Below are 20,431 nucleotides of genomic sequence, written 5' to 3'. Positions count from 1 at the left end.
AACAAAACTCGGATATATCAACAGTTATTGTTGGAAATTGCACAATAACGGTATTGCCATGGATAATTGGGATGAGGTGCGGACCGCCTATCAGGTGGCACGCATGGGAACTGTCAGCGGTGCGGCCGAGGTTCTGGGCGTGCACCACGCCACAGTGATCCGCCACATCGACGCGATCGAGGCCCGGTTGGGTGTCAAACTGTTCCAGCGTCACGCGCGGGGATATACCCCGACCGAAGCGGGCGACGATTTGCTGCGCGTTGCGCAAGCCACCGAAGACCAGTTCAACCAGCTTGTCGGCCGGATGAAGGGGCGCGGTGACGATGTATCGGGCGAACTGGTGGTTACGTCGCTGGGCTCCATCGCGCCATTGGTGGTGCCGACGCTGACCGAATTTCAAAAGATGCACCCCGAGCTGATCGTGCGCTACCTGACCGGAGACCGCCTGTTTCGGCTGGAATATGGCGAGGCACATGTTGCAATCCGTGCGGGATCGGCCCCGGATCAGCCCGACAACGTTGTGCAACCCTTCCGGCAGGAAGAAGTCGGCCTCTATGCCAGCACCTCTTATATCGAACGGCACGGCAAACCCTCGGGCATCGAGGATTTCGGAAACCACCACTTCGTCAGTTCTGACGATGAAAGCAGCCGCGCGCCGTTCACCCGGTGGCTGCGCAACACGGTATCCGCCGACCGCATCACCTTTCGCTGTACCAACAATTTCTGTATGCGCGAGGCCGTTCTGGCCGGGGCCGGTATCGGCTTTATGGCCCGTTGGGAGGCCGCCCGTCATGACACTCTGGTCGAAGTGATCGACCCGCTTCCGGAATGGTTCGGCAACCTGTGGCTGGTGACCCATGTGGACCTGCACCGAACCACCAAGGTGCAAGCGTTCCTGAGTTTTCTGAAAGAAGCCTCCAAAGGCTGGTGTCCATGAACCCGCAGATGCGTGGCCATCTGGCCATGCTAGCCTTTTCCGCCCTTGTCGCAGGCAGCTTTTCGCTTGGGTCGATGATTGCCAACGAAATTGCGCCGGCGGCCTTGAATGCGGTGCGTTTTGCCATCGCGGCTGTGGTGATTGGTGTGGCGGCGCTGGCGACAACTGGTCTGCCCCGAAGTGCCGCACAGGCGCCCTGGCGGTATCTGGTGCTGGGCGGGTTGTTCGCCACCTATTTCGTCCTGATGTTTTACGGGCTGCAAACTGCCCCGCCGGTCAGCGCTGCCGCGGTTTTCACCCTGACCCCCGTTGTCTCGGCCATTGCGGGCTGGGTCCTGCTGCGCCAGATCACCACGCCGCGCATGGCAATGGCCCTGTCCATCGGTGCGATTGGGGCGCTGTGGGTGATCTTTCGGGCCGACTGGCAGATGTTCCGCGCCTTCCAGATCGGCGGGGGCGAGATAATCTATTTCTGGGGATGCGTCGCGCACGCGATCTACACCCCCATGATCCGCAGGCTGAACCGCGGGGAACCTGCCGTCGTGTTCACGTTCGGAACGCTGGTTGCCGGGTGCTTGTTATTGGTCCTGTTCGGCTGGTCCGACCTGAAGGCGACCGATTGGGCAGCTCTTCCCGCCATCGTCTGGATCGGGTTGTTCTATATCTCATTCTTCGCAACAGCGGCCAGTTTCGTTCTGGTGCAATTCTCCTCGCTTCGGCTGCCGTCGGCCAAGGTCATGGCCTATACCTATCTGGTGCCAAGCTGGGTGATCCTGTGGGAAATCGCGCTGGGCAAACCTGTCCCGACGGGATTGATCCTGGGCGGTGTGGCGCTGACGGTCATTGCCCTGCTGATGCTGCTGAAGGAAGAGGCCCCGCGCAACAGCCCCCAACGCCGGGCAGCTGAATAAAGCCGCTCCCGGTCTCAGGCCGGTACCGATTGCCCACGAATTCCAAAAGCAGAATCTGTTGAGCCAGATCAAGGTAGGCCCTTGGTCTCAGGACTACCTTGGAAAGCGGACAAAAGGAGGAGATTATGTTCAAACATATCATGCTGCCGATTGACCGCCATCTGCCGCCCGAGGTTCGCAAGGCCGCAGATGTCGCCGCGCAGGTGGCAAAATGGCAGGGCGCCAAGATCACTCTGGTCAGTGTCAGCGGGGCCCATATGGGTGCATCCTCGGAAGCCGAGGCCGAGATAGACAAGCAACTGGCCGAATTCACCGAACAGCTTGCATCAGAAGGCGCGGCCGAAGTTGCGGTGCGCAAGATACACTCGGTCGATGTTGCTGCCGAAGTGGACAGCGACCTGACCCGCGCGGCAGAAGAGATCGGTGCAGACCTGATCATCGTGGGCACCCATGCGCCCCGGATCACCGATTACATCTTTTCCAGCCACGCCGGATATCTGGCCAAACATGCCAGCATGTCGGTCTTCGTGGTGCGCTAGGCCTCGTCCGAGGTCGGAAGCTCGACTTCCAGAAACCGTTCGAACGCATCCAGGTTGATGGGTTCGAACTGACCGAACCCCTGCATCCAGACCGAAGCGGTGCGCAGCGCGTCGGGTTCCAGCTTGCACCATTTCACCCGGCCGCGCTTTTCCTGTGATATCAGCCCGGCCTTGGTCAGGATGACCAGATGTTTCGAGATCGCCGCCAGCGACATCTCGAACGGCTCGGCCACATCCGTCACGGCCATATCGTCCTCCAGCAGCATCGCCAGAATGGCGCGGCGGGTGGGGTCGGCAAGGGCCGCAAACACGGTGTCGAGATCGTTGGACATGGGTCTTTCCTAATGGGCGAGAACCCGTTTGACAATTTCCCCCATCACGTCACTTTGCAGCGGTGATGCGCAAGGGGGGCGGCAATGGCGCTGAAATACTGGCTGGTGATCTGCGTCCTTGGCATCGGGTGGGGCATGTCTTTCATGTTCAACGCCATATTGTTGCGCGAACTTGGGCCGCTATCCGTGTCATTGGGGCGTGTTGCATTTGGGGCGCTGGGCTGTTGGATCTATGTGATTGCCGCCCGTATGCCGGTTCACCTGACACTCGGGCGCGCCATTGGTCTGCTGGGGTTCGGGGCGCTCAGCTATGCCGCACCATTTGCGTTCTATGCGCTTGGGCAGCAGCATATCGCGTCCGGCGTGGCGGGGATCGTGAATGCGACAACACCGGCCTTTGCCGTCATCGTTTCGCATTTCTGGCCGGGAAGCGAGCGTGCGACGCTGTTGAAATCCCTTGGCGTGTTGTGCGGCTTCATCGGGATTGTCGTGTTGTCCGTTCCGATTTTGCGCAATGGCGAAACCTCTCAGTTCTGGGCGGTTCTGCTGACCCTGTGCGCGCCGATCTGTTACGCGTTTTCCGTCAACATTGCGCGGGCCTTCCGAGACATGCAGCCGGTGGTGCTGGTCGCCCTGGCCCTGACGGGGGCGGCCTTGGCAATTTTACCCCTGGCGCTTTGGCGTGAAGGCCTGCCGGTGATCGAGCGCACTGAAACCTGGCTTTCGTTGCTGATGATCGGATTTGTGCTGACTTCGGCCGCTTTCATTGCCTTCTACTGGTTGCTGCCCAGGGTCGGGCCAACCAACATTTCGACTGTCACGCTGATCGCACCGGTTTCCGCCCTGATACTTGGAATCTGGGTGTTAGGGGAAACCTTGCACCCCGAGCATTTGATGGGCATGGCGGCGATTTTTGCCGGGCTCTTGCTGATCGACGGACGCCTTGTTCGACGCCTTTGGCCTCAGCTGGCAGAAAAAGATCAACCAAAAGGTTGAATATGGGTTTTTGGCTAATTAACGCCGTTCCGACCAAACGCAGGCAACCCGGCTGGGCAAATGATCCTTAAATATTATAGTAAAAACAATATGATAGCCTGCGTCATTTCACGCCATCAACGCCGTTGACTCCGTGCCTTTCGCGCCTTAGCACCATGCGCAAGACAGCGCGAGGATTCCGTCCGTGACCGATGACGACCAAAAGCAGCGTATGGCGCAGCTTGAGGCCAAGATCGACGCGGTGAAAAAGGCCAGACAACCGGCTGCCCGCGCTGACAGTGACATATCCGGGGGCGAGCTTGCCTGGAGGATGGTCATCGAAATGGTTTCCGGTCTGGGGATCGGATTTGGCATCGGATACGGGCTGGACAGCCTGCTCGGGACGATCCCGATCTTTCTGGTGCTGTTCACATTGCTGGGCCTTGTCGCGGGCGTGAAGGTTATGCTCCGCAGCGCGAAAGAGGTTCAAGATAAACAAGCGGCCCACATGCAGGCCGAAAAGGACGAGAGGGACTGAACGTGGCAAGCGAGACCACCGCAGCACACGGCGCCGAAGGCGCAGACCACGCAGCAGAAGCCAGCAGCCTGGTGTTTCACCCGATGGACCAGTTCATCGTCAAGCCGTTGTTCGGCGACGGTCCTATTGCCTGGTACACACCCACCAACGTGACCCTGTGGCTGTTCTTGGCAATTGTTGCCATCATTGGCCTGCTGGTTCTCAGCACGTCAAAGCGCGCCATCGTCCCGACCCGGATGCAGTCGATTGCGGAACTGGCCTATGGCTTCATCTACAAGATGCTGGAAGACATCTGCGGCAAGGAAGGCGTCAAGTTCTTCCCCTATGTCATGACCCTGTTCATGTTCATCGTGACCGCGAACTTCCTGGGCCTGATCCCGACCTCGTTCACCACCACATCGCATTTCGCCGTGACCATCCCGCTGGCGCTGGCCGTGTTCCTGACCGTGACCATTTTGGGTTTCGTCAAGAACGGCGCCGCGTTCCTAGGCCTGTTCTGGGTCTCCAGCGCGCCGCTGGCGCTGCGCCCCATTCTGGCGATTATCGAGCTGATCTCGTACTTCGTGCGCCCCGTCAGCCACTCCATTCGTCTTGCCGGTAACGTCATGGCGGGCCACGCGGTGATCAAGGTGTTTGCGGGCTTTGCCGCAATTTCCCTGATTTCGCCCGTGTCGGTTCTGGCGATCACCGCAATGTATGGTCTCGAGGTTCTTGTGGCCTTCATTCAGGCCTACGTATTCACCATTCTGACCTGTGTTTATCTGAAAGATGCGCTGCATCCTTCGCACTAAGGTCCGATAACCCAACATCGAAACTTCCAATTCGTAAGGAGATACATCATGGAAGGCGATCTCGCACACATCGGCGCAGGCCTGGCAGCAATCGGTTCCGGCGCAGCCGCAATCGGGGTGGGCAACGTTGCAGGCAACTTCCTGGCCGGCGCCCTGCGCAACCCTTCGGCGGCTGCTTCGCAGACCGCAACCCTGTTCATCGGTATCGCATTCGCAGAAGCCCTGGGGATCTTCGCATTCCTGGTCTCGCTGCTGCTGATGTTCGCCGTCTAATCTGCGGAACCTGATCCTTACGCGCAGGTGGGTCCAAGCCATAGCGGCCCACCTGTTGTAAAGACAACGTTCCGACGGAGGACATCATGGCGACTGAACCCATTAGCGAAGAAGTAGTTGGCGCGTGCGTCGACTCGCATGGCTCTGCCATCGGGATGCCGCAGCTCTGCTTCGATTGGTTCCCCAACCAGATTTTCTGGCTGGTCATTACGCTGGTCGTCATCTTTCTGGTCCTGTCTCGCGTGGCTCTGCCCCGCATCGCGGCAATCCTGGCCGAGCGCCGGGGGACCATTACAAATGACCTGGCTGCGGCCGAAGATCTGAAGGCCAAAGCGGTCGAGGCCGAAGAGGCCTATAACAAGGCGCTGGCCGATGCCCGTGCCGAAGCGCAGCGTATCGCGGCCGAAGCACGCGCAGAAATCCAGGCTGGTCTGGATGACGCGATTGCAAGGGCGGATGCGGAAATCGCTGCAAAGGCGGCTGAATCGGAAAAGGCAATTGCCGAAATCCGTGCCGGTGCGCTGGAAAGCATTCAAGTGGTCGCCAAGGATACGGCGGCTGAACTGGTCACCGCGCTGGGCGGCGAGGCGGATGCCAAAGCCATCGACAGTGCCATTGACGCGCAGATGAAAGGATAAGTGACATGCGGAACACTCTTGCCCTTATCCTGACCGTTGGTGCCGCCAGCCCCGCGCTGGCTGCAAGCGGCCCGTTCTTCTCGCTTGGCAACACCGACTTTGTCGTCCTTCTGGGCTTCATCGTTTTCATCGCGGTCCTGTTCTACTTCAAGGTGCCGGGCATGATCGGCGGTGCGCTGGACAACCGTGCCGAAGGCATCAAGGCCGAGCTGGACGAAGCCCGCGCCCTGCATGAAGAAGCACGCAGCCTGCTGGCTTCGTACGAGCGCAAGCAGCGTGAAGTGCAGGCACAGGCCGACGCGATTGTCGAGGCGGCCAAACAGGACGCGGCTCTGGCTGCGGACCAGGCGAAAGTCGATCTCGAAAAGTCGATCGAACGCCGACTTGCTGCTGCGCAGGACCAGATTGCCTCGGCCGAAGCCTCGGCTGTGAAAGACGTGCGCGATCAGGCCGTTTCGGTTGCGGTTGCCGCTGCCAGCTCGGTTCTGGCCAAGCAAATGACAGCCGCGCAGGCGAACAAGCTGATCGAGGCCTCGATCGCAGATGTGGGCGCCAAGCTGCACTGACGGGGACACCGACAGGTAAAAAACGCAGATGACCCGAGAGCATTGCGCTGTCGGGTCTTTTGTTTTGGTGGCGGGGCTGATTGTATTGACCGGAACATCACCCGGATTCTGTACCCTTCAGAGGGTCTGAATGTTCCGCTTGGGGTCTAAGGGTGCGAAAAGAGCAGGGAAAGACGGGCCGTGGCAGGCGAAGACGTTTCGATGAATATTGTTGGGGTGGTCAGAAACGGCGGGGCCGCGCTGATCGAAAGCATCAACAGGATCGAAGACCTGACCACCCGCTTGCACCGCTATTCCGTGACCATCGCGACAAACGACAACGCCGATCGTACAGATCGGGTTCTGTCCGAATTCGCGCGCCGCGACCCGAATGTGGACCTTGTCCGCATGGATGGTCTGGCGTCCAGACTGCCAGACCGGGTCGAGCGGATCACGGCGGCCAGAAACGCAGTCCTCAACAGGCTGGAAGAACGCGACAGCGGTCACGACCTGACACTGGTGCTGGATCTGAACGGGCCGAATGTCTGTCTGGACGTTCAGACGGTTCTGACTGCCGCACAACGGTCCGTACCGCGCTGGGAAGGTGTCTTCGCCAATTCCCAACCGGCCTATTACGATATCTGCGCCCTGCGTTGCGCGGGCTGGTGTGACGAAGACGTCTGGCAAAGAATTCAGACAACGCGCAAACCGCTGTTCGGGCGCCGAAAGTGGCGGAAAGTTCTTCTGAAATCAGCGGTTTTCGACCGGCAGTACCACATCCCGTCCGATATGCCACTGATACCGGTCGACAGCGCCTTTGGCGGTGCAGGATTGTACAAGACCCGCGCCCTGCGTGGCCTGCGCTATTCCTGCCGGGACGAAAAGGGCGACCTCGTGTGCGAACATGTGATGCTGCACAAACATCTCAGGGATCGGGGCGCGCGGCTGTTCATCGACCCGGCCCTGACAACCATCGCCCCGAATGACGATCTGGGCGAAGGCAGTGGCGCAGCTTTCCCGTCCCATCTGATCCAGCCCGAGACCGGGGCCGCCTGATCCCTGAGGGCGCTCGGAAAGCGCTAGGCCTGACGGGTTTCGTGCTGCAACCTTTGCTGCGCAACAGCCTCGTTCCGCTCGGCCTTCTGCTGATCGATCATGCAGCGTTCGACAAAACTCAGATGCGTTTCGACGGCCTGACGTGCGGCTGCTGGATCGCGGGCCTGAAGGGCCGCGTTGATAGTGCTGTGCTGGTCCAGAATGGCCTCGCGGGTCGCGCGCTGCCGGAACATTGTCTGTCGGTTATAGAACACACCCTGTACCAGCAGGTCATACATCGACCGCATCATATGCAGCATCACCACATTGTGGCTGGCCTCGATGATGGCCATGTGAAACTCGGCATCCAGCTGCGCCTCTTGGTCCGCGGCGTTCCGGTCATGGGCCGCCCGCATCTTGTCAAAGATCGCCTGAACAACCTTCAGATCGCTCTCTGATCCCAGCCGCGCGGCCCGTTCTGCCGCCAGCCCCTCCATGTCGCGGCGAAAGGACAGGTAATCGAATACGGCTTCGTCATGGCTGCTGAACAACCGGATCAGCGCTGGCGAAAAGGCCGACCCCAAAACCTCGGCCACATAGATCCCGGACCCGGCTTTTGTTGTCAGCAACCCCTGTTCCTGAAGCTCGGACACCGCATCGCGCAGGGACGGGCGCGACACACCCATCCGTTCGGCCAACTCACGCTCGGGAGGCAGGCGTTCACCGGGGCGCAGGATGCCGCGCAGGATCAACAGTTCGATCTGGCGAACGACCGCAAGCGACAGTTTTTCCGTCTGAACTTTTTGAAAAGGCATGATCTGTTCCGAAATTGGTCAACTCATTTGACCATGGACCGGGGGGCTGTTCAAGAATACCCGGTCACATCCGCTGAAATATTAGGTCAGAAGTGTTGACTTTAATTTGAGAAAGCATAGGCTGCGCCGAAATGAGATCGGAGGAGCCTCATGTCCCAACACCCTTTGTTTGCCACCCGGGCCTCCCGGATGAAGGCATCAGAAATCCGCGAGCTGCTGAAACTGCTCGATCAGCCCGGTATCATTTCCTTTGCAGGTGGCATTCCGGACCCCGCGCTTTTCCCGGCTGAGGCTTTCTCTCAGGCGTTTCAGCAGGCATTGGGGCCGGACATGCAGGCGCAGGCTCTGCAATATTCCGTCAGCGAAGGCTATGCGCCCCTGCGCCGGTGGCTGGTGCAGCACATGCGCGAATTCGGGGTGGAATGTGACATGGACAACGTCCTGATCACCTCGGGCTCGCAGCAGGCGCTGGATTATCTGGGCAAGCTGTTTCTGTCCCCCGGCGACACGGCCTTGGTCGGGTGGCCCACCTATCTGGGCGCGCTTGCCGCGTTCAACGCGTATGAGCCGCGCTTTGACCGGCTCAATGGCAACAAGGGGGCCGATGAATTCAGGGCTGCGGCAGAGGATGGCGCTGTGAAATTCGCCTATCTGTCGCCCGATTTTGCCAACCCGACAGGCGAAACCCTGACACGCCCGGGCCGTGAGGCATTGCTGAACCTGACCGACGAACTGGACTGCGCGTTGATCGAAGACGGAGCCTATCAGGCACTGCGCTATGACGGCGATCCGATCCCGCCAATCCTGGCTCTGGAACAGGCGCGCAAGGGATCGATCGAAAACTGCCGGACGATCTACTGTGGCAGCTTCTCGAAAACCCTGTCACCGGGTCTGCGCATGGGGTGGGTTGTTGCGGCCAAGCCGATCATCTCGCAGATGGTTCTGCTGAAACAGGCGGCAGATCTGCATTCGGCAACCATCAACCAGATGGCTGTGCATCAGGTGGCGGAAGCGTGTTTTGATACTCACATTCCGAAAGTGCGCGACACTTACCGCGCGCGCCGTGATGCGATGCTGGATGCGCTGCAACAGCACATGCCCGACGGGGTCGCGTGGACGCGCCCCGAAGGCGGCATGTTCGTCTGGGTGACACTCCCGTCGGGAATCAGCGGGTCTGACCTGCTGGCGCAGGCGCTGGATACGGTGAAAGTGGCCTTTGTGCCGGGGCAGGCGTTTTTCCCCGACGGCAGCGGGGCGAACACGATCCGGCTCAGCTTCTCGAACTCGGACGAGGCGACAATCCGCGAAGGCATCCGCCGGTTGGGCCAAGTTCTGCGTGCCTGACGTCCGGAAAGGTTCTGTTAACCAAATTGCTGCAACTCTGCGGCATGATCCGGTTTCTCGCTCCGCTCCTGCTGGCCGCCTGCGCCGCCGGGACCCCGCATTTCCGCGACGTTCCTGCCACCCGCGTGGCGGTGAACGGCAGTGTGTTCGATGTGCGCGTGCGCGGCGATCTCGCCGAGGCGGTGCGGATCAACGCGCAATATGCACCGCGGCTAGGCCCTGTTCGGGATCGCGCCGCGCTGGCCATGGCGCAGGTTTCGGGCTGCCCGATCCTCGACGTGCTGGGCGATGCGGCTGTCACGGTTGGTGTTCTGGGGTGTGACCGCGAGGCGGGGGAACGGTTGCTGCTGACTGCCGTCTCGACGCCCCGATATGAATGTATCGACTATGGCATCTATGAAAATGTCGGGGGCAGTACCGGGTATCAGGTCTTTGAATGCATCCCATACTGACATACGCGTGTTCCTGCGCATTTCGGCAAGATGTTGTGGATAACTTGCGCTGATATCCCATATCCTGCGCAACTGCGTTGACTCGGACCCCATCCCTTGCGCAGACTTTCAATTCATAGGAATCACGGGACACGCGGCCATTGCGTTTCAGCAAGCTCAAACTGACCGGCTTCAAAAGCTTTGTTGATCCGACCGATCTGATCATCGCGGACGGGTTGACCGGTGTGGTGGGTCCGAACGGCTGTGGCAAGTCCAACCTTCTGGAAGCCTTGCGCTGGGTGATGGGTGAAAACCGCCCCAAATCCATGCGCGGCGGCGCGATGGAGGATGTGATCTTTGCTGGCGCCGCCACACGACCCGCCCGCAATTTCGCCGAAGTTGTCCTGACCATGGACAATTCCGAACGTCTTGCGCCTGCGGGGTTCAACGACACCGACCAGCTTGAAATCGTGCGCCGGATCACCCGCGATGTCGGCAGCGCCTACAAGACCAACGGCAAGGATGTGCGCGCGCGCGATGTGCAGATGCTGTTTGCGGATGCCTCGACCGGTGCCCATTCGCCCGCGCTTGTAGGGCAGAACCGCATCGCCGAGCTGATCAGCGCCAAACCCCGCGCCCGCCGTCGCATTCTGGAAGAGGCCGCTGGGATCTCGGGGTTGTATCAACGCCGGCACGAGGCCGAGCTGAAGCTGAAAGCGACCGAGGCCAACCTGACCCGCGTCGATGACGTGCTCGAGCAGTTGGGCGGGCAGCTTGCGCAACTGGCCCGTCAGGCCCGTCAGGCCGCACGCTATCGCGAAATCGGCGAACAGCTGCGTCAGGCCGAGGGGATGCTGCTCTATCGCCGCTGGAAAGAGGCCGACATGGCCCGCCAGCAGGCCGAAGACAAGCTGAGGGACCGGCTTTCCGAGGCTTCCCGCGCCGAGGCCGAAGCCCGCGCGGCCGCAGCAAAAAGGGCCGGGATCGAAGAAACCCTGCCCCCCCTGCGCGAGGAAGAGGCCATCGCCGCCGCTGTTCTGCAACGCCAGCAGGTGCAGCGCGATCAACTGACCGATCAGGAAACCCGCGCGCGCCAGACCATTGAAACGCTGACCAGCCGCATCCATCAGCTCGGCAAGGATATCGAACGGGAAACTGGCCTGAACCGCGATGCGGGCCAGATGATCGAACGGCTGGAATGGGAAGCCCGCGAACTGGCCAAGGCCGCCGAAGGGCATGACGCAAAGGTGGCGGAAGCCGCAGAAATTGCCCGCGAAGCGGCTTCGATCCTTCAGGACCGCGAAGACCACCTGTCGCAGCAGACCGAAGATATGGCGCGTCTTGTCGCCCGTCACCAGTCGGCGCAGCGTCTGGTCGAAGACAGCCGCAAGACACTGGCGCGCTCTGAGGGGGAAGAGGAAAAAGCCCGGCTGGCCGTGGATGAGGCCAAAACAGCCCTGACCCGCGCCAGCGAGGCGTTTGAAACCGCGCAAGAGGGTGAGGAAGAAGCCCGCGAAGCCGCCGAGGCTGCCGAAGACGCGCTGGCCGCCGCAGATGAGCTGCGCACCGAAACGCAGGCCCGCGAAGCCGAGGCACGTGCGCAACGGTCCGAGGCCGAAGGTGAATTGGGTGCAATCCGCGCCGAAACCACCGCGCTTGCCAAGCTGGTGGAACGCGACACGGCCGAAGGCGGGCAGGTGATGGACCTGCTGCGCGTGGAACCGGGTTTTGAGAAGGCTCTGGGTGCTGCGCTTGCCGATGACCTCCGTGCGCCGCTGGTCGAAGGTGACGGCCCGTCCGGCTGGGTTCAGGTGGCAGGTTATGACAGTGATCAGCCCTTGCCAGATGGGGTCGACCCGCTGGCGCTGCACGTGTCGGGGCCGGACAGGCTCAGCCGTCGCATCGCGCAGATCGGACTGGTCGATGCGGATCAGGGCGCGCGGCTGCAGGCGTCGTTGAAGCCGGGCCAGCGTCTTGTGTCCCGCTCGGGCGATCTGTGGCGCTGGGACGGGTTCCGCGCCTGGGCCGAGGATGCGCCAAGTGCGGCGGCGCTGCGACTGGAGCAGCTCAACAAGCTTGAGGCGCTGAAACAGGAACTGGCCCGCACCGAGGCGCAGGCCGATGGCGCCCGCGCCGCACATGAAACCTTGTCGCAGCAACTGGCGGACGTGACCGAGGCCGACCGCCGCGCGCGCGAAGCCCGCCGCGCCGCTGATCAGCGCATGGCCGAAACCGCACGCCAGCTCAGCCGCGCCGAGGCGGATCGCAACCTCGCGCAGGGCAAGCTGGAAACCCTGACCCTTGCCGTGGACCGTCACAAGGAAGACGCCATGTCCGCCCGCGTGCAGCTGCGCGAGGCCGAGGCGGCGCTGAACGATCTGGGTGACCTCGACAGCGCCCGCGCCGAGGTTGAGGACATCAAACAGACAGTCGAGGCGGCGCGGATCACCATGCTGACCCACCGCTCGACCCATGATGAGCTGCGCCGTGAAGGCGACGCCCGCACCCGCCGCACGCAGGAGGTCACCAAGGACCTGAGCGGCTGGCGGCACCGTCTGGAAACGGCCGAGAAACGGATTTCGGAACTGGCCGAGCGCAAGGAAAGCTCGGAAGAGGAACTGACCGAGGCCATGGCCGCTCCCGGCGAAATCGCCGAGGCACGGGAAGAGCTCAACGAGTTGATCGAAGCCGCCGAAGCCCGGCGGGCCGATGCCGCCGACAAGCTGGCCGAAGCAGAAACACAGTTGCGCGACGTGGTGATGGCCGAGCGTGAGGCGGAACGCCTGGCCTCGGAAGCCCGCGAAAACCGCGCCGCAGCCGAGGCGCGCTGTGACGCGGCAAAGGAAAGCGTGCTTGCGGCAGCAGAACGAATTGCCGAAGACCAGCAACTGACCCCGAACCAGTTGCTGAACCAGCTGGACGTAAACCCCGACCAGATGCCCGCTGCGGATGCTCTGGAGGCCGAAGTGAACCGTCACAAACGCCAGCGTGACGCCATGGGCGCGGTGAACCTGCGGGCCGAGGAAGACAGCAAGGACGTTCAGGAAGAATTCGACACGCTCAGCAGTGAAAAGGCCGATCTGGAAGAAGCGATCAAAGCCTTGCGCAGCGGCATCTCCAGCCTCAACCGCGAAGGGCGCGAGCGTCTGCTGACCGCGTTTGAACAGGTGAATTCAAACTTCGCCATGCTGTTCAAGCACCTCTTTGGCGGGGGTGAGGCCAATCTGGTCATGGTCGAAAGCGATGACCCGCTGGATGCGGGGCTGGAAATCATGTGCCAGCCGCCGGGCAAGAAACTCTCGACCCTCAGCCTGCTGTCGGGCGGTGAACAGACCCTGACAGCGACCGCGCTGATCTTTGGCGTTTTCCTGGCCAACCCGGCCCCGATCTGTGTGCTGGACGAAGTCGACGCGCCGCTGGACGATGCCAACGTCACCCGTTTTTGTGATCTGTTGGACGAGATGTGCCGCCAGACCGACACCCGTTTCCTGATCATCACCCACCACGCGGTGACCATGGCGCGCATGGATCGTCTGTTCGGCGTCACCATGCAGGAACAGGGCGTCAGCCAGCTGGTTTCGGTCGACCTGAAGAAGGCTGAGCAGATGGTGGCCTGACCGCTCACTGCAACGTTATGAAGATTGCAGGCATAACGCGCTACCTTGGCCTCATGACGCGTTTCCTGATCCCCGCCCTCATCGCCGCCACTCCGGTTGTCGCCGCCGACTGGCCCGTCAAACCCGGCGATGTCCCGCTGACAGTGGCCGAGCTTGACGCCCTCGCGGGCCAGACGCTGACCTTCTACGATGATGGTCAGGCCAAGTTTTCGGCCGGGGGCGCCTATTCCTATACCTACGCGGGCGGAGATTCTGCATTCGGAACCTACTCCATCGCCGATGACGGTTCCGTCTGCATCGCGTACCGCAACGGGTTCAGCCGCTGCGACCTGTATGTCCACAGTGGCGAGCGGCTGATCCTGATCGATCAGAAAGGGGATCGGTACCCGGTACGGCCCGAATAAGGGAGTCACCAGTTCACGCCAGTCACTTTGGCAATGGACGAACCCGCGCAGCGAACTGAACCTGCGGCAGACGTCAAAGGCCATGCCGGGAACACCAGTCCAAATATGCGCGCCCGAAGACGGGCCAGAACCAAACTGTGGGCACCCCGACACAACGCACTGGCGCAAAGCAGGGTAAGTCGCGCCAAAACCGCCGCTGCGGTTGACGAGCCACGCACCGCTTCGTTAGTGCAGCAGCGATCCCGTTTCGGCTTTGGGCAAGAGGTGCTGTTTTGGATTTTCATGTTGCAAGTTTCTGGTTTGGCTCGCCGTTATCTTGCGTTGAAAGAGTATGCATTCAGTCCTTTCTGGATCATGGCTATGTCTTCCATCTGTACGTGCTGGATATGAACATAGATGTTCCCGAAGGGGTCGTTGTTCATGATGCCCGCGAAATCTATACAGATGAAACCACCGAAAACCTGACCGGTGGCCGGAGACGGATGGCGGTCTATTCAGACATCTTCCGGATCCACATGCTGCAAAAAACCGACTATGTGTGGGTTGATCTGGATATCTACTGCATCCGGCCGCTGGATGTTCCACCGGACTATCTGTTTGGTGTCGTCTGGCGCAATAAGGCGATGAACAATTGCGTATTGCGTCTTCCCAAAAATTCTCTGGCACTGAAGCTGATCCTGAATTTCCTTGAGTCAGAAGTCCCGATCCCGTTTTGGTTGGGCAGTGACCGCATCGAAAAACTGGTCAAACGCTATGAGGCGGGCGAGACAATCACGCTCTACGATCTTCCGTGGACGACAACCGGCCCAAGTGTGACCCGCTGGGCGCTGGGGGTCACCGGTGAAATCGACCGAGGCCAGCATTGGCATTTGTATTGGCCGCGTCGCGGGTTTCTGGACCCGGTCGAGAAAATCGAAGACTACGAACCCGATTGGGCCCGGTTTCACCATTTCCAGGGCGAAACCCGCAGTGGTATTCGCAGCAAATTTGGCGGTATTCCTCCAAAGGGAAGTTACATTGATATTGTCTGTCAAAGACATGGAATTGACCCCAAGAAATATCCGGTCACATAATCAGCGGCGACGGTGCCGATATCGACGAGTAATCTTGGGGGTTCGCGTCATACCGCAGAAGTGCGGGCCGCTGGCTCAGAGTTTTTCCAGCAACTCCATCGTTGGCCACGCATCCGCAGGCAGGCCCAGACGATTCTGTTCGGCCTGCGTTGCATCCCGCGTTCCGGCGCCCAGAATCCCGTCGATCTTGCCCACATCATATCCTTTGGCCTGAAGCTTGGTCTGCAACTGTTTCATCTGTGCGCCATTCAGGCCCTGCGCGGGATTGCCCGCATCATAGATCTGGCCGCCCTCAAGCCGTGTTCCGAAATAAGCGGCGGTCAGAACATAGACAAAGCTCTGGTTCCATTCGAAATAGACGTCGAAATTGGGGTAGGCCAGAAAGGCAGGCCCGTTGCGCCCCTGTGGCAGGATCAGCGAGGCGGGCAGGTTGGCCAAGGACCCGCCGCGCGCCTGAACGCCCATCGCCTGCCATTCCGCCACCGAACGCGGTTTGCCGGGGCCGGACAGGGACCAGTCCATCTGCGCGGGCACGGTGACCTCCTGCAACCAAGGCTCACCCGCGCGCCATCCCAGATGAGACAGCATTCTGGCCCCCGACATCAGCGCATCAGGGGCCGAGCTCTTCAGGCGGACATGCCCGTCACCGTCACCATCGACGCCGTTTTCCAGTATGTCACGCGGCAGCATCTGCACCATGCCGATCTCTCCGGCCCATGCGCCGGTGGTGCGGGCCGGGTCGAAATCACCGTTCTGATACAGCTCGATGGCGGCGAATATCTGCGGCCGGAACAGCTCCGGGCGGCGGCAGTCATGGGCCAGCGTCACCAAGGCGTTGCGGGTGTTGAAGTCGCCCTGAAACGATCCGTAATCGGTTTCAAATGCCCAGAAGGCCAGCAGCACCCCGCGGGAAATGCCATACTCGCGCTCGATCCGATCAAAGACCGCATCGTATTTGCGCGACATCGCTTGCCCGCGTTCGATCCGGTTTTGCGAAATCAGACGACGGGAAAACTCAATAAAGGGCTTCTGAAACACGCCCTGCGCCCGGTCGGCCTTCAGCACAGCGCTGTCCTGCTGCACCCCGTCAAAAAACCCGTTCACCGCTGATTTGTCCAAACCCTGCTGCACGGCTTCGGTCTTCAGCCCTTTGACAAAGGAGTTAAATCCACCTCCACATTGCGCCAGCGCAGGTGAGGTAAACAGGGCGGCGGCGATCAGGCCAGAGAGTATACGCATGAAAGGGTCCGTCAGAATATCAGTTCGGCCCCAACCCACACTGACACGAGCGCAAGCGCAAGCCCCCAAACCCGCCAGAGCATGTCACATGCGCGAAAAACTTCTGATGCGCCGATCTCGCGCGGGGCGTCTCCATTGACCCAGGCCAGGTCGCGCACCTGCCCATCATAGCTGCGCGGCCCCGCCAGCGCGACATTCAGGGCGCGGGCCATGGCGGCCTCGGGCCAGCCAGCGTTGGGCGAGATATGCCGCCGGGCATCCCCCGCAATCTCGCGCCAGCGTAACCATTGGCCGGACAGCGCCACGATCATCACGCAGGTCAGGCGGGCGGGGATCAGGTTCAGCAGGTCGTCGAACCGGGCCGCAGCCCAGCCAAAATCGCGGTACGTTTCGGTGCGATAGCCGATCATGCTATCGGCGGTGTTCACCGCCTTGTACACCAGCAACCCCGGAAGCCCCGAGACCAGAAACCAGAAGGCAGGGGCAATGACCCCGTCACTCAGGTTCTCTGCCGCGCTTTCGATGGCGGAACGTGCCACCTGTGCCCCGGTCATGTCCTGCGTGTCGCGCGAGACGATCATAGCCACCTGCGCCCGCCCGTCTTCCAGCGAGGTTTGCAGCCCGTCACCAACCGCGCGGACATGGGCAACCAGCGACTTCTGCGCCAGCAGGATCGCACAGCCGAGGATTTCAACCACCGGCCCCAGCTGGGACAGACCCCACCCAAGGCCCCATGCGCCGCAGATCAGAAGGGCAAGCACCGCCACCCCTTTCAGTCGCCGACCGCGCCCGTGGTTCAGGCGTTTGTCCAGCCAGCCGATCAGGTTGCCGATCACCACCGCCGGGTGTTTGACGCGGGACCAGAGCCAGTCGGGCTCTCCCAGTGCCGCGTCCAGACACAGGGCGCAGACCAGCATCAGGGCAGGGCTCACAGTGCGGCCTCCAGCCTGTCCCACCCCTTTTCTGGTGGCAGACCCAGACGCAGAAAACTTTCCGAATAGGGAAAGATCCGGCTCCAGATATTGGCGCGGGCCAGCCGGTCCTGCCACCCCGAGGCGTCATCGACCCGATAAAGACGAAACAGGCTGGTGCCACCGACAATATCCGCGCCCCTGGTCAGCATCAGCGCATCCAGCCGGGCCGCCTCATCCGCCAGTCGCGCGCGCGTGGCATCAGCCCAGTCATCGTCCGACAAGGCCTGTGTCCCAACCCGTAGGGCCGGGCCGGACACCGACCAGGGTCCGGTCAGGTCGTTCAGGCGGTTGATCAGTTCAGGCCGCCCGATGGCAAACCCAAGCCGCATCCCGGCCAGCCCCCAGAACTTGCCAAAGCTCTTCAGCACGATCACGCCGGGACGTTCCGCCAGATGGATCAACGATACCTCTGGCATGACATCGCAAAAGCTCTCGTCGATCACGGTCAGCGGGGCCGAGACGTCGTTTTCCTGCCAGATACGCCCGTCCGGGTTGTTGGGATGCACGATCACGCGGGCGTCAGCCGCGCCCTCAGGCTGAACACGCCACCCCTGCGCCGAAAAGGCGGCGGCGTGTTCGTTATAGGTGGGCGGTGTGATCTGGACACGCCCTGGCGCGGCCAGCGCCGGAATGCGAGAGATGACAGCCGATGCACCGGGTGCCGGCAGGATCGCAGCCCCCTGCGGCACGTTCCAGAACCTGCGGGCTGCATCGCTCAGCCGTTCAAAAGCACCGTGATCCGGCAACTCGGCCCAATCTCCGGCGGTCAGGCCCGCGACAGCATAAGGATGCGGATTGATTCCGGTCGACAGATCGATCCAGTCCGCACGCGCTCCGCCATACCTGACAATCGCCCTGTCCAGCCCCCCGCCGTGGTCGCGAATTGCGCGGGGGTCCAAGCCGTGATCACGTGTACTCATCTGCTCTCTCTGCGGGGATTGACCGGTTTCGGGGTGCTTCAAGCGGATTTTTGCCATTTACACAAGCAAATCCGCTCGAACACGCGAGCGTGCGGCTGCTGTTAACACTTTGTTAAGGAAATAACGAGATCACGGACCACGGGGGTCGGCACCACTCACCATACCAAGTGCCGAGGTTGTTGCAAATGAAAGTTCTGATTGTTGAGAGTAACCCCGACCTTGGTCGGGTCTGGAAAAGACATCTGGAGCGGCAAGACGCCGAAGTCACACTGGTTGACGCTCAGGAGGCCGCCATTCTGGCGCTCTATGGCACGGATTTTGATATCATCGTGCTGGATCTGGTTCTGGAAACCGGAAGCGCATTGGCTGTGGCCGATTTTGCCAGCTATCGCCGCCCCGAGGCGCGGGTGATTTTTGTCACCAACACCACCTTCTTTTCCGACGGGTCGATATTTGCGCACAGTCCCAATGCCTGTGCCTATGTTCAAAGCGAAACGCCGCCAGAGGATCTGGTGGCGATGGTCGAACATTACGCTGCCGGGCGCTGATCGCGTCCATGCGGCTCCCTGTAATCCAGCACCGGGTTCACCGGAATGATCCGGTGCGGATTGATGCTGTCATGGCTGTAGTGATAGTGGCGCATGATATGATCCATGTTCACGGTCTCGGCGACACCGGGCCATTGATACAGCTCCCGCGTATAGGCCCATAGGTTCGGATAATCGATCAGGCGCCGCCTGTTGCACTTGAAATGCAGGTGATAGACCGGGTCGAAGCGGATCAGGGTTGTAAACAACCGCCAATCGGCCTCGGTGATCCGGTCCCCCATCAGATACCGGTTCCGGGCCAGACGCCCTTCCAGCCAGTCCAGCGTGTCAAACAACGGGTGTACAGCGGCGTCGTAGGCCGCTTGCGAGGTGGCAAAGCCCGACTTGTAGACGCCGTTGTTGACGTCTGAATAGATGCGCGCGTTGACCTCTTCGATCTCGTCCCGCATCGCTTCGGGCCAGTAATCATCGGTATTTCCGGTAATCCCGTTGAAGGCCGAATTGAACATGCGGATGATTTCCGAACTTTCGTTAGAAACGATGGTCTCCTGTGCCTTGTCCCACAGGATCGGAACCGTGACACGGCCGGAATAGGACGGATCCGCCTTGGTATAGATCTGATGCGCATGGCTCAGCTCGTAAAGACCGTCGCCCGTGGCACCGTGATCATCCGCCTCTAACGTCCAACCCTGATCCAGCATGTCCGGATGCACGACCGAGACCGGGATCAGATCATTCAGCCCTTTCAACGTGCGAAAAATCAGGGTGCGATGCGCCCAGGGGCAGGCATAGCTGACATACAGGTGATACCGCCCGGCTTCGGCCCGGAACCCGCTTTTGCCCGACGGCCCCGCGCGGCCATCGGCGGTCAGCCAGTTGCGAAACTGCGCCGCGCTGCGCTTGAATGCGCCACCGGTGGATTTGGTGTCATACCAGGTGTCTTGCCATTTCCCATCGACCAGCAGGCCCATATCTTATCCTCCGCACAGGCGTTTGGCCAAAGATAGGGTCAAGACCCGCCTGTTCCTATGCGTTTACCCGCGCACATGACCTGCATGCGCGCACAGGCAATGCTGGTATTTCTGTGCAACAAACCGCAGGCACAGCCCGTTGCGTGAACGCGTTCACTGGATTTTTACAACAGTTCCCGCACAATAGAGGACATTAGCGGGGGAGTGATTTTATGAGTACTTATGTTTCAAAGGAAATACGCGCCGAGTTGGACGCGGCCCGAATCGCCACATTGAAAAAGGCCAGTCGCCTTCGTGTCCAAATGGGTGACAATACGTATAAAATTCTCAAATTGTGGAAAGATGGTTTCACGGTTGAGGCGGAAACAACGCCGCGCCTGCGCGGGTTGGTCGATATCTATGACGGGGCCAATCTTCTGTATCAATGCCTGATCATTGCCGATCAGGATGAAGGCGGCGAGATGCGATATGAATTCAAGCGCAGCACAGCCGCCCATGACAAGGCACCGCTGGATTTCTATCGCGCCCCGGATGCGCCCATCGCACTGCTGGGATACGAAGACTAGGCTCGGATTTTCATC

The 20,431-nt window shown here is 60.8% G+C and carries 23 protein-coding genes; 17 read left to right on the top strand and 6 right to left on the bottom strand.

Annotated elements, in window-relative coordinates; translation table 11 throughout:
* Window positions 1-58 precede the first annotated feature (58 nt).
* The 3 genes from I9182_RS14845 (at window position 59) to I9182_RS14835 (ending at window position 2,387) form a co-directional block, all read left to right on the top strand.
* Entirely contained in the window at window positions 59-937 is an 879-nt protein-coding gene (locus I9182_RS14845) for a LysR family transcriptional regulator (RefSeq protein ID WP_209506137.1), read from the top strand.
* Window positions 934-1,848 (top strand): DMT family transporter, encoded by a 915-nt coding sequence (locus I9182_RS14840; protein ID WP_209598797.1) that lies wholly within the window; start codon window positions 934-936, stop codon window positions 1,846-1,848. The genes I9182_RS14845 and I9182_RS14840 overlap by 4 nt, the downstream gene beginning before the upstream one ends.
* A gap of 125 nt (window positions 1,849-1,973) precedes the next feature.
* Window positions 1,974-2,387: a universal stress protein gene (locus I9182_RS14835; protein ID WP_209506141.1), complete on the top strand. Its 414-nt coding sequence runs from the start codon at window positions 1,974-1,976 to the stop codon at window positions 2,385-2,387.
* Here the strand turns inward: I9182_RS14835 and I9182_RS14830 are convergent.
* Window positions 2,384-2,719: a metalloregulator ArsR/SmtB family transcription factor gene (locus tag I9182_RS14830; protein ID WP_209598796.1), complete on the bottom strand. Its 336-nt coding sequence runs from the start codon at window positions 2,717-2,719 to the stop codon at window positions 2,384-2,386. The two genes, I9182_RS14835 and I9182_RS14830, sit on opposite strands and share 4 nt — an antisense overlap.
* An 84-nt stretch (window positions 2,720-2,803) precedes the next feature.
* On the opposite strand from I9182_RS14830, the gene I9182_RS14825 reads away from it, so the two are divergent.
* The 7 genes from I9182_RS14825 (at window position 2,804) to I9182_RS14795 (ending at window position 7,535) form a co-directional block, all read left to right on the top strand.
* On the top strand, window positions 2,804-3,715 hold the full coding sequence (locus I9182_RS14825; RefSeq protein ID WP_209598795.1) for a DMT family transporter: 912 nt from the start codon (window positions 2,804-2,806) through the stop codon (window positions 3,713-3,715).
* A gap of 184 nt (window positions 3,716-3,899) precedes the next feature.
* On the top strand, window positions 3,900-4,232 hold the full coding sequence (locus I9182_RS14820) for an AtpZ/AtpI family protein (RefSeq protein ID WP_209598794.1): 333 nt from the start codon (window positions 3,900-3,902) through the stop codon (window positions 4,230-4,232).
* Between the two features lie 2 nt (window positions 4,233-4,234).
* Window positions 4,235-5,023, top strand: a complete 789-nt coding sequence (locus I9182_RS14815) for a F0F1 ATP synthase subunit A (RefSeq protein ID WP_209598793.1) — start codon at window positions 4,235-4,237, stop codon at window positions 5,021-5,023.
* 48 nt (window positions 5,024-5,071) lie between these two features.
* Window positions 5,072-5,296 (top strand): F0F1 ATP synthase subunit C, encoded by a 225-nt coding sequence (locus I9182_RS14810; protein ID WP_005981269.1) that lies wholly within the window; start codon window positions 5,072-5,074, stop codon window positions 5,294-5,296.
* 86 nt (window positions 5,297-5,382) lie between these two features.
* A complete protein-coding gene (locus tag I9182_RS14805) occupies window positions 5,383-5,934 on the top strand; it encodes a F0F1 ATP synthase subunit B' (RefSeq protein ID WP_209506152.1) in 552 nt (183 codons plus the stop codon).
* A 5-nt stretch (window positions 5,935-5,939) separates the two neighbouring features.
* Window positions 5,940-6,500, top strand: a complete 561-nt coding sequence (locus tag I9182_RS14800) for a F0F1 ATP synthase subunit B (protein ID WP_209506154.1) — start codon at window positions 5,940-5,942, stop codon at window positions 6,498-6,500.
* A 201-nt stretch (window positions 6,501-6,701) separates the two neighbouring features.
* Window positions 6,702-7,535, top strand: coding sequence for a hypothetical protein (locus I9182_RS14795; RefSeq protein ID WP_209598792.1), 834 nt, complete (start codon window positions 6,702-6,704; stop codon window positions 7,533-7,535).
* A 23-nt stretch (window positions 7,536-7,558) separates the two neighbouring features.
* On the opposite strand, the gene I9182_RS14790 is transcribed toward I9182_RS14795, so the two are convergent.
* On the bottom strand, window positions 7,559-8,329 hold the full coding sequence (locus I9182_RS14790; RefSeq protein WP_209598791.1) for an FCD domain-containing protein: 771 nt from the start codon (window positions 8,327-8,329) through the stop codon (window positions 7,559-7,561).
* A gap of 150 nt (window positions 8,330-8,479) precedes the next feature.
* On the opposite strand from I9182_RS14790, the gene I9182_RS14785 reads away from it, so the two are divergent.
* The 5 genes from I9182_RS14785 (at window position 8,480) to I9182_RS14765 (ending at window position 15,198) form a co-directional block, all read left to right on the top strand.
* Entirely contained in the window at window positions 8,480-9,673 is a 1,194-nt protein-coding gene (locus I9182_RS14785; RefSeq protein WP_209506161.1) for a PLP-dependent aminotransferase family protein, read from the top strand.
* A gap of 44 nt (window positions 9,674-9,717) precedes the next feature.
* Window positions 9,718-10,125, top strand: a complete 408-nt coding sequence (locus I9182_RS14780) for a hypothetical protein (RefSeq protein WP_209598790.1) — start codon at window positions 9,718-9,720, stop codon at window positions 10,123-10,125.
* Window positions 10,126-10,265: 140 nt separating this feature from the next.
* Complete coding sequence (locus I9182_RS14775) at window positions 10,266-13,721, top strand: AAA family ATPase (RefSeq protein ID WP_209598789.1); 3,456 nt, start codon at window positions 10,266-10,268, stop codon at window positions 13,719-13,721.
* A 53-nt stretch (window positions 13,722-13,774) separates the two neighbouring features.
* On the top strand, window positions 13,775-14,125 hold the full coding sequence (locus tag I9182_RS14770; protein WP_209506357.1) for a hypothetical protein: 351 nt from the start codon (window positions 13,775-13,777) through the stop codon (window positions 14,123-14,125).
* A gap of 386 nt (window positions 14,126-14,511) precedes the next feature.
* Window positions 14,512-15,198, top strand: a complete 687-nt coding sequence (locus I9182_RS14765) for a hypothetical protein (RefSeq protein WP_209598788.1) — start codon at window positions 14,512-14,514, stop codon at window positions 15,196-15,198.
* Between the two features lie 75 nt (window positions 15,199-15,273).
* Here the strand turns inward: I9182_RS14765 and I9182_RS14760 are convergent, their stop codons facing one another.
* Genes I9182_RS14760 through cobD form a run of 3 tightly spaced genes read right to left on the bottom strand, consistent with a single transcriptional unit; the run spans window position 15,274 to window position 18,331 of the window.
* Window positions 15,274-16,437, bottom strand: a complete 1,164-nt coding sequence (locus I9182_RS14760; RefSeq protein ID WP_209598787.1) for a lytic murein transglycosylase — start codon at window positions 16,435-16,437, stop codon at window positions 15,274-15,276.
* 11 nt (window positions 16,438-16,448) lie between these two features.
* Window positions 16,449-17,369, bottom strand: coding sequence for an adenosylcobinamide-phosphate synthase CbiB (gene cbiB / locus I9182_RS14755; protein ID WP_209598786.1), 921 nt, complete (start codon window positions 17,367-17,369; stop codon window positions 16,449-16,451).
* Window positions 17,366-18,331, bottom strand: coding sequence for a threonine-phosphate decarboxylase CobD (cobD, locus tag I9182_RS14750; RefSeq protein ID WP_209598785.1), 966 nt, complete (start codon window positions 18,329-18,331; stop codon window positions 17,366-17,368). Before cobD ends, cbiB begins: the two co-directional genes overlap by 4 nt.
* A 185-nt stretch (window positions 18,332-18,516) precedes the next feature.
* Here cobD and I9182_RS14745 point away from each other — a divergent pair, with 185 nt between their 5' ends.
* Complete coding sequence (locus I9182_RS14745) at window positions 18,517-18,879, top strand: response regulator (RefSeq protein WP_209598784.1); 363 nt, start codon at window positions 18,517-18,519, stop codon at window positions 18,877-18,879.
* Here the strand turns inward: I9182_RS14745 and I9182_RS14740 are convergent.
* Window positions 18,861-19,850 carry a glutathione S-transferase family protein gene (locus I9182_RS14740; protein WP_209598783.1) on the bottom strand — a complete coding sequence of 330 codons (990 nt, stop codon included), beginning with the start codon at window positions 19,848-19,850 and terminating at the stop codon, window positions 18,861-18,863. The genes I9182_RS14745 and I9182_RS14740 overlap by 19 nt on opposite strands.
* Before the next feature lie 212 nt (window positions 19,851-20,062).
* On the opposite strand from I9182_RS14740, the gene I9182_RS14735 reads away from it, so the two are divergent.
* Window positions 20,063-20,416, top strand: coding sequence for a hypothetical protein (locus tag I9182_RS14735; RefSeq protein ID WP_209506181.1), 354 nt, complete (start codon window positions 20,063-20,065; stop codon window positions 20,414-20,416).
* Window positions 20,417-20,431 lie beyond the last annotated feature (15 nt).

Source organism: Ruegeria sp. HKCCSP351, from assembly GCF_017872535.1.
Lineage (GTDB): Bacteria > Pseudomonadota > Alphaproteobacteria > Rhodobacterales > Rhodobacteraceae > Ruegeria.
Note: the sequence above shows the minus strand (reverse complement) of the source record. Positions and strands in the feature narration are given on the sequence as shown.

What these genes read in the sequence shown, in the direction of transcription:
- I9182_RS14770 (WP_209506357.1), top strand. Translation starts at nt 13,775, where the DNA reads ATGACGCGTTTCCTGATCCCCGCCCTCATCGCCGCCACTCCGGTTGTC.
- I9182_RS14800 (WP_209506154.1), top strand. Translation starts at nt 5,940, where the DNA reads ATGCGGAACACTCTTGCCCTTATCCTGACCGTTGGTGCCGCCAGCCCC.
- cobD (WP_209598785.1), bottom strand. Translation starts at nt 18,331, where the DNA reads ATGAGTACACGTGATCACGGCTTGGACCCCCGCGCAATTCGCGACCAC.
- I9182_RS14795 (WP_209598792.1), top strand. Translation starts at nt 6,702, where the DNA reads ATGAATATTGTTGGGGTGGTCAGAAACGGCGGGGCCGCGCTGATCGAA.
- I9182_RS14810 (WP_005981269.1), top strand. Translation starts at nt 5,072, where the DNA reads ATGGAAGGCGATCTCGCACACATCGGCGCAGGCCTGGCAGCAATCGGT.
- I9182_RS14780 (WP_209598790.1), top strand. Translation starts at nt 9,718, where the DNA reads ATGATCCGGTTTCTCGCTCCGCTCCTGCTGGCCGCCTGCGCCGCCGGG.
- I9182_RS14790 (WP_209598791.1), bottom strand. Translation starts at nt 8,329, where the DNA reads ATGCCTTTTCAAAAAGTTCAGACGGAAAAACTGTCGCTTGCGGTCGTT.
- I9182_RS14765 (WP_209598788.1), top strand. Translation starts at nt 14,512, where the DNA reads ATGAACATAGATGTTCCCGAAGGGGTCGTTGTTCATGATGCCCGCGAA.
- I9182_RS14835 (WP_209506141.1), top strand. Translation starts at nt 1,974, where the DNA reads ATGTTCAAACATATCATGCTGCCGATTGACCGCCATCTGCCGCCCGAG.
- I9182_RS14830 (WP_209598796.1), bottom strand. Translation starts at nt 2,719, where the DNA reads ATGTCCAACGATCTCGACACCGTGTTTGCGGCCCTTGCCGACCCCACC.
- I9182_RS14745 (WP_209598784.1), top strand. Translation starts at nt 18,517, where the DNA reads ATGAAAGTTCTGATTGTTGAGAGTAACCCCGACCTTGGTCGGGTCTGG.
- I9182_RS14840 (WP_209598797.1), top strand. Translation starts at nt 934, where the DNA reads ATGAACCCGCAGATGCGTGGCCATCTGGCCATGCTAGCCTTTTCCGCC.
- I9182_RS14735 (WP_209506181.1), top strand. Translation starts at nt 20,063, where the DNA reads ATGAGTACTTATGTTTCAAAGGAAATACGCGCCGAGTTGGACGCGGCC.
- I9182_RS14825 (WP_209598795.1), top strand. Translation starts at nt 2,804, where the DNA reads ATGGCGCTGAAATACTGGCTGGTGATCTGCGTCCTTGGCATCGGGTGG.
- I9182_RS14785 (WP_209506161.1), top strand. Translation starts at nt 8,480, where the DNA reads ATGTCCCAACACCCTTTGTTTGCCACCCGGGCCTCCCGGATGAAGGCA.
- I9182_RS14805 (WP_209506152.1), top strand. Translation starts at nt 5,383, where the DNA reads ATGGCGACTGAACCCATTAGCGAAGAAGTAGTTGGCGCGTGCGTCGAC.
- I9182_RS14845 (WP_209506137.1), top strand. Translation starts at nt 59, where the DNA reads ATGGATAATTGGGATGAGGTGCGGACCGCCTATCAGGTGGCACGCATG.
- I9182_RS14740 (WP_209598783.1), bottom strand. Translation starts at nt 19,850, where the DNA reads ATGGGCCTGCTGGTCGATGGGAAATGGCAAGACACCTGGTATGACACC.
- I9182_RS14760 (WP_209598787.1), bottom strand. Translation starts at nt 16,437, where the DNA reads ATGCGTATACTCTCTGGCCTGATCGCCGCCGCCCTGTTTACCTCACCT.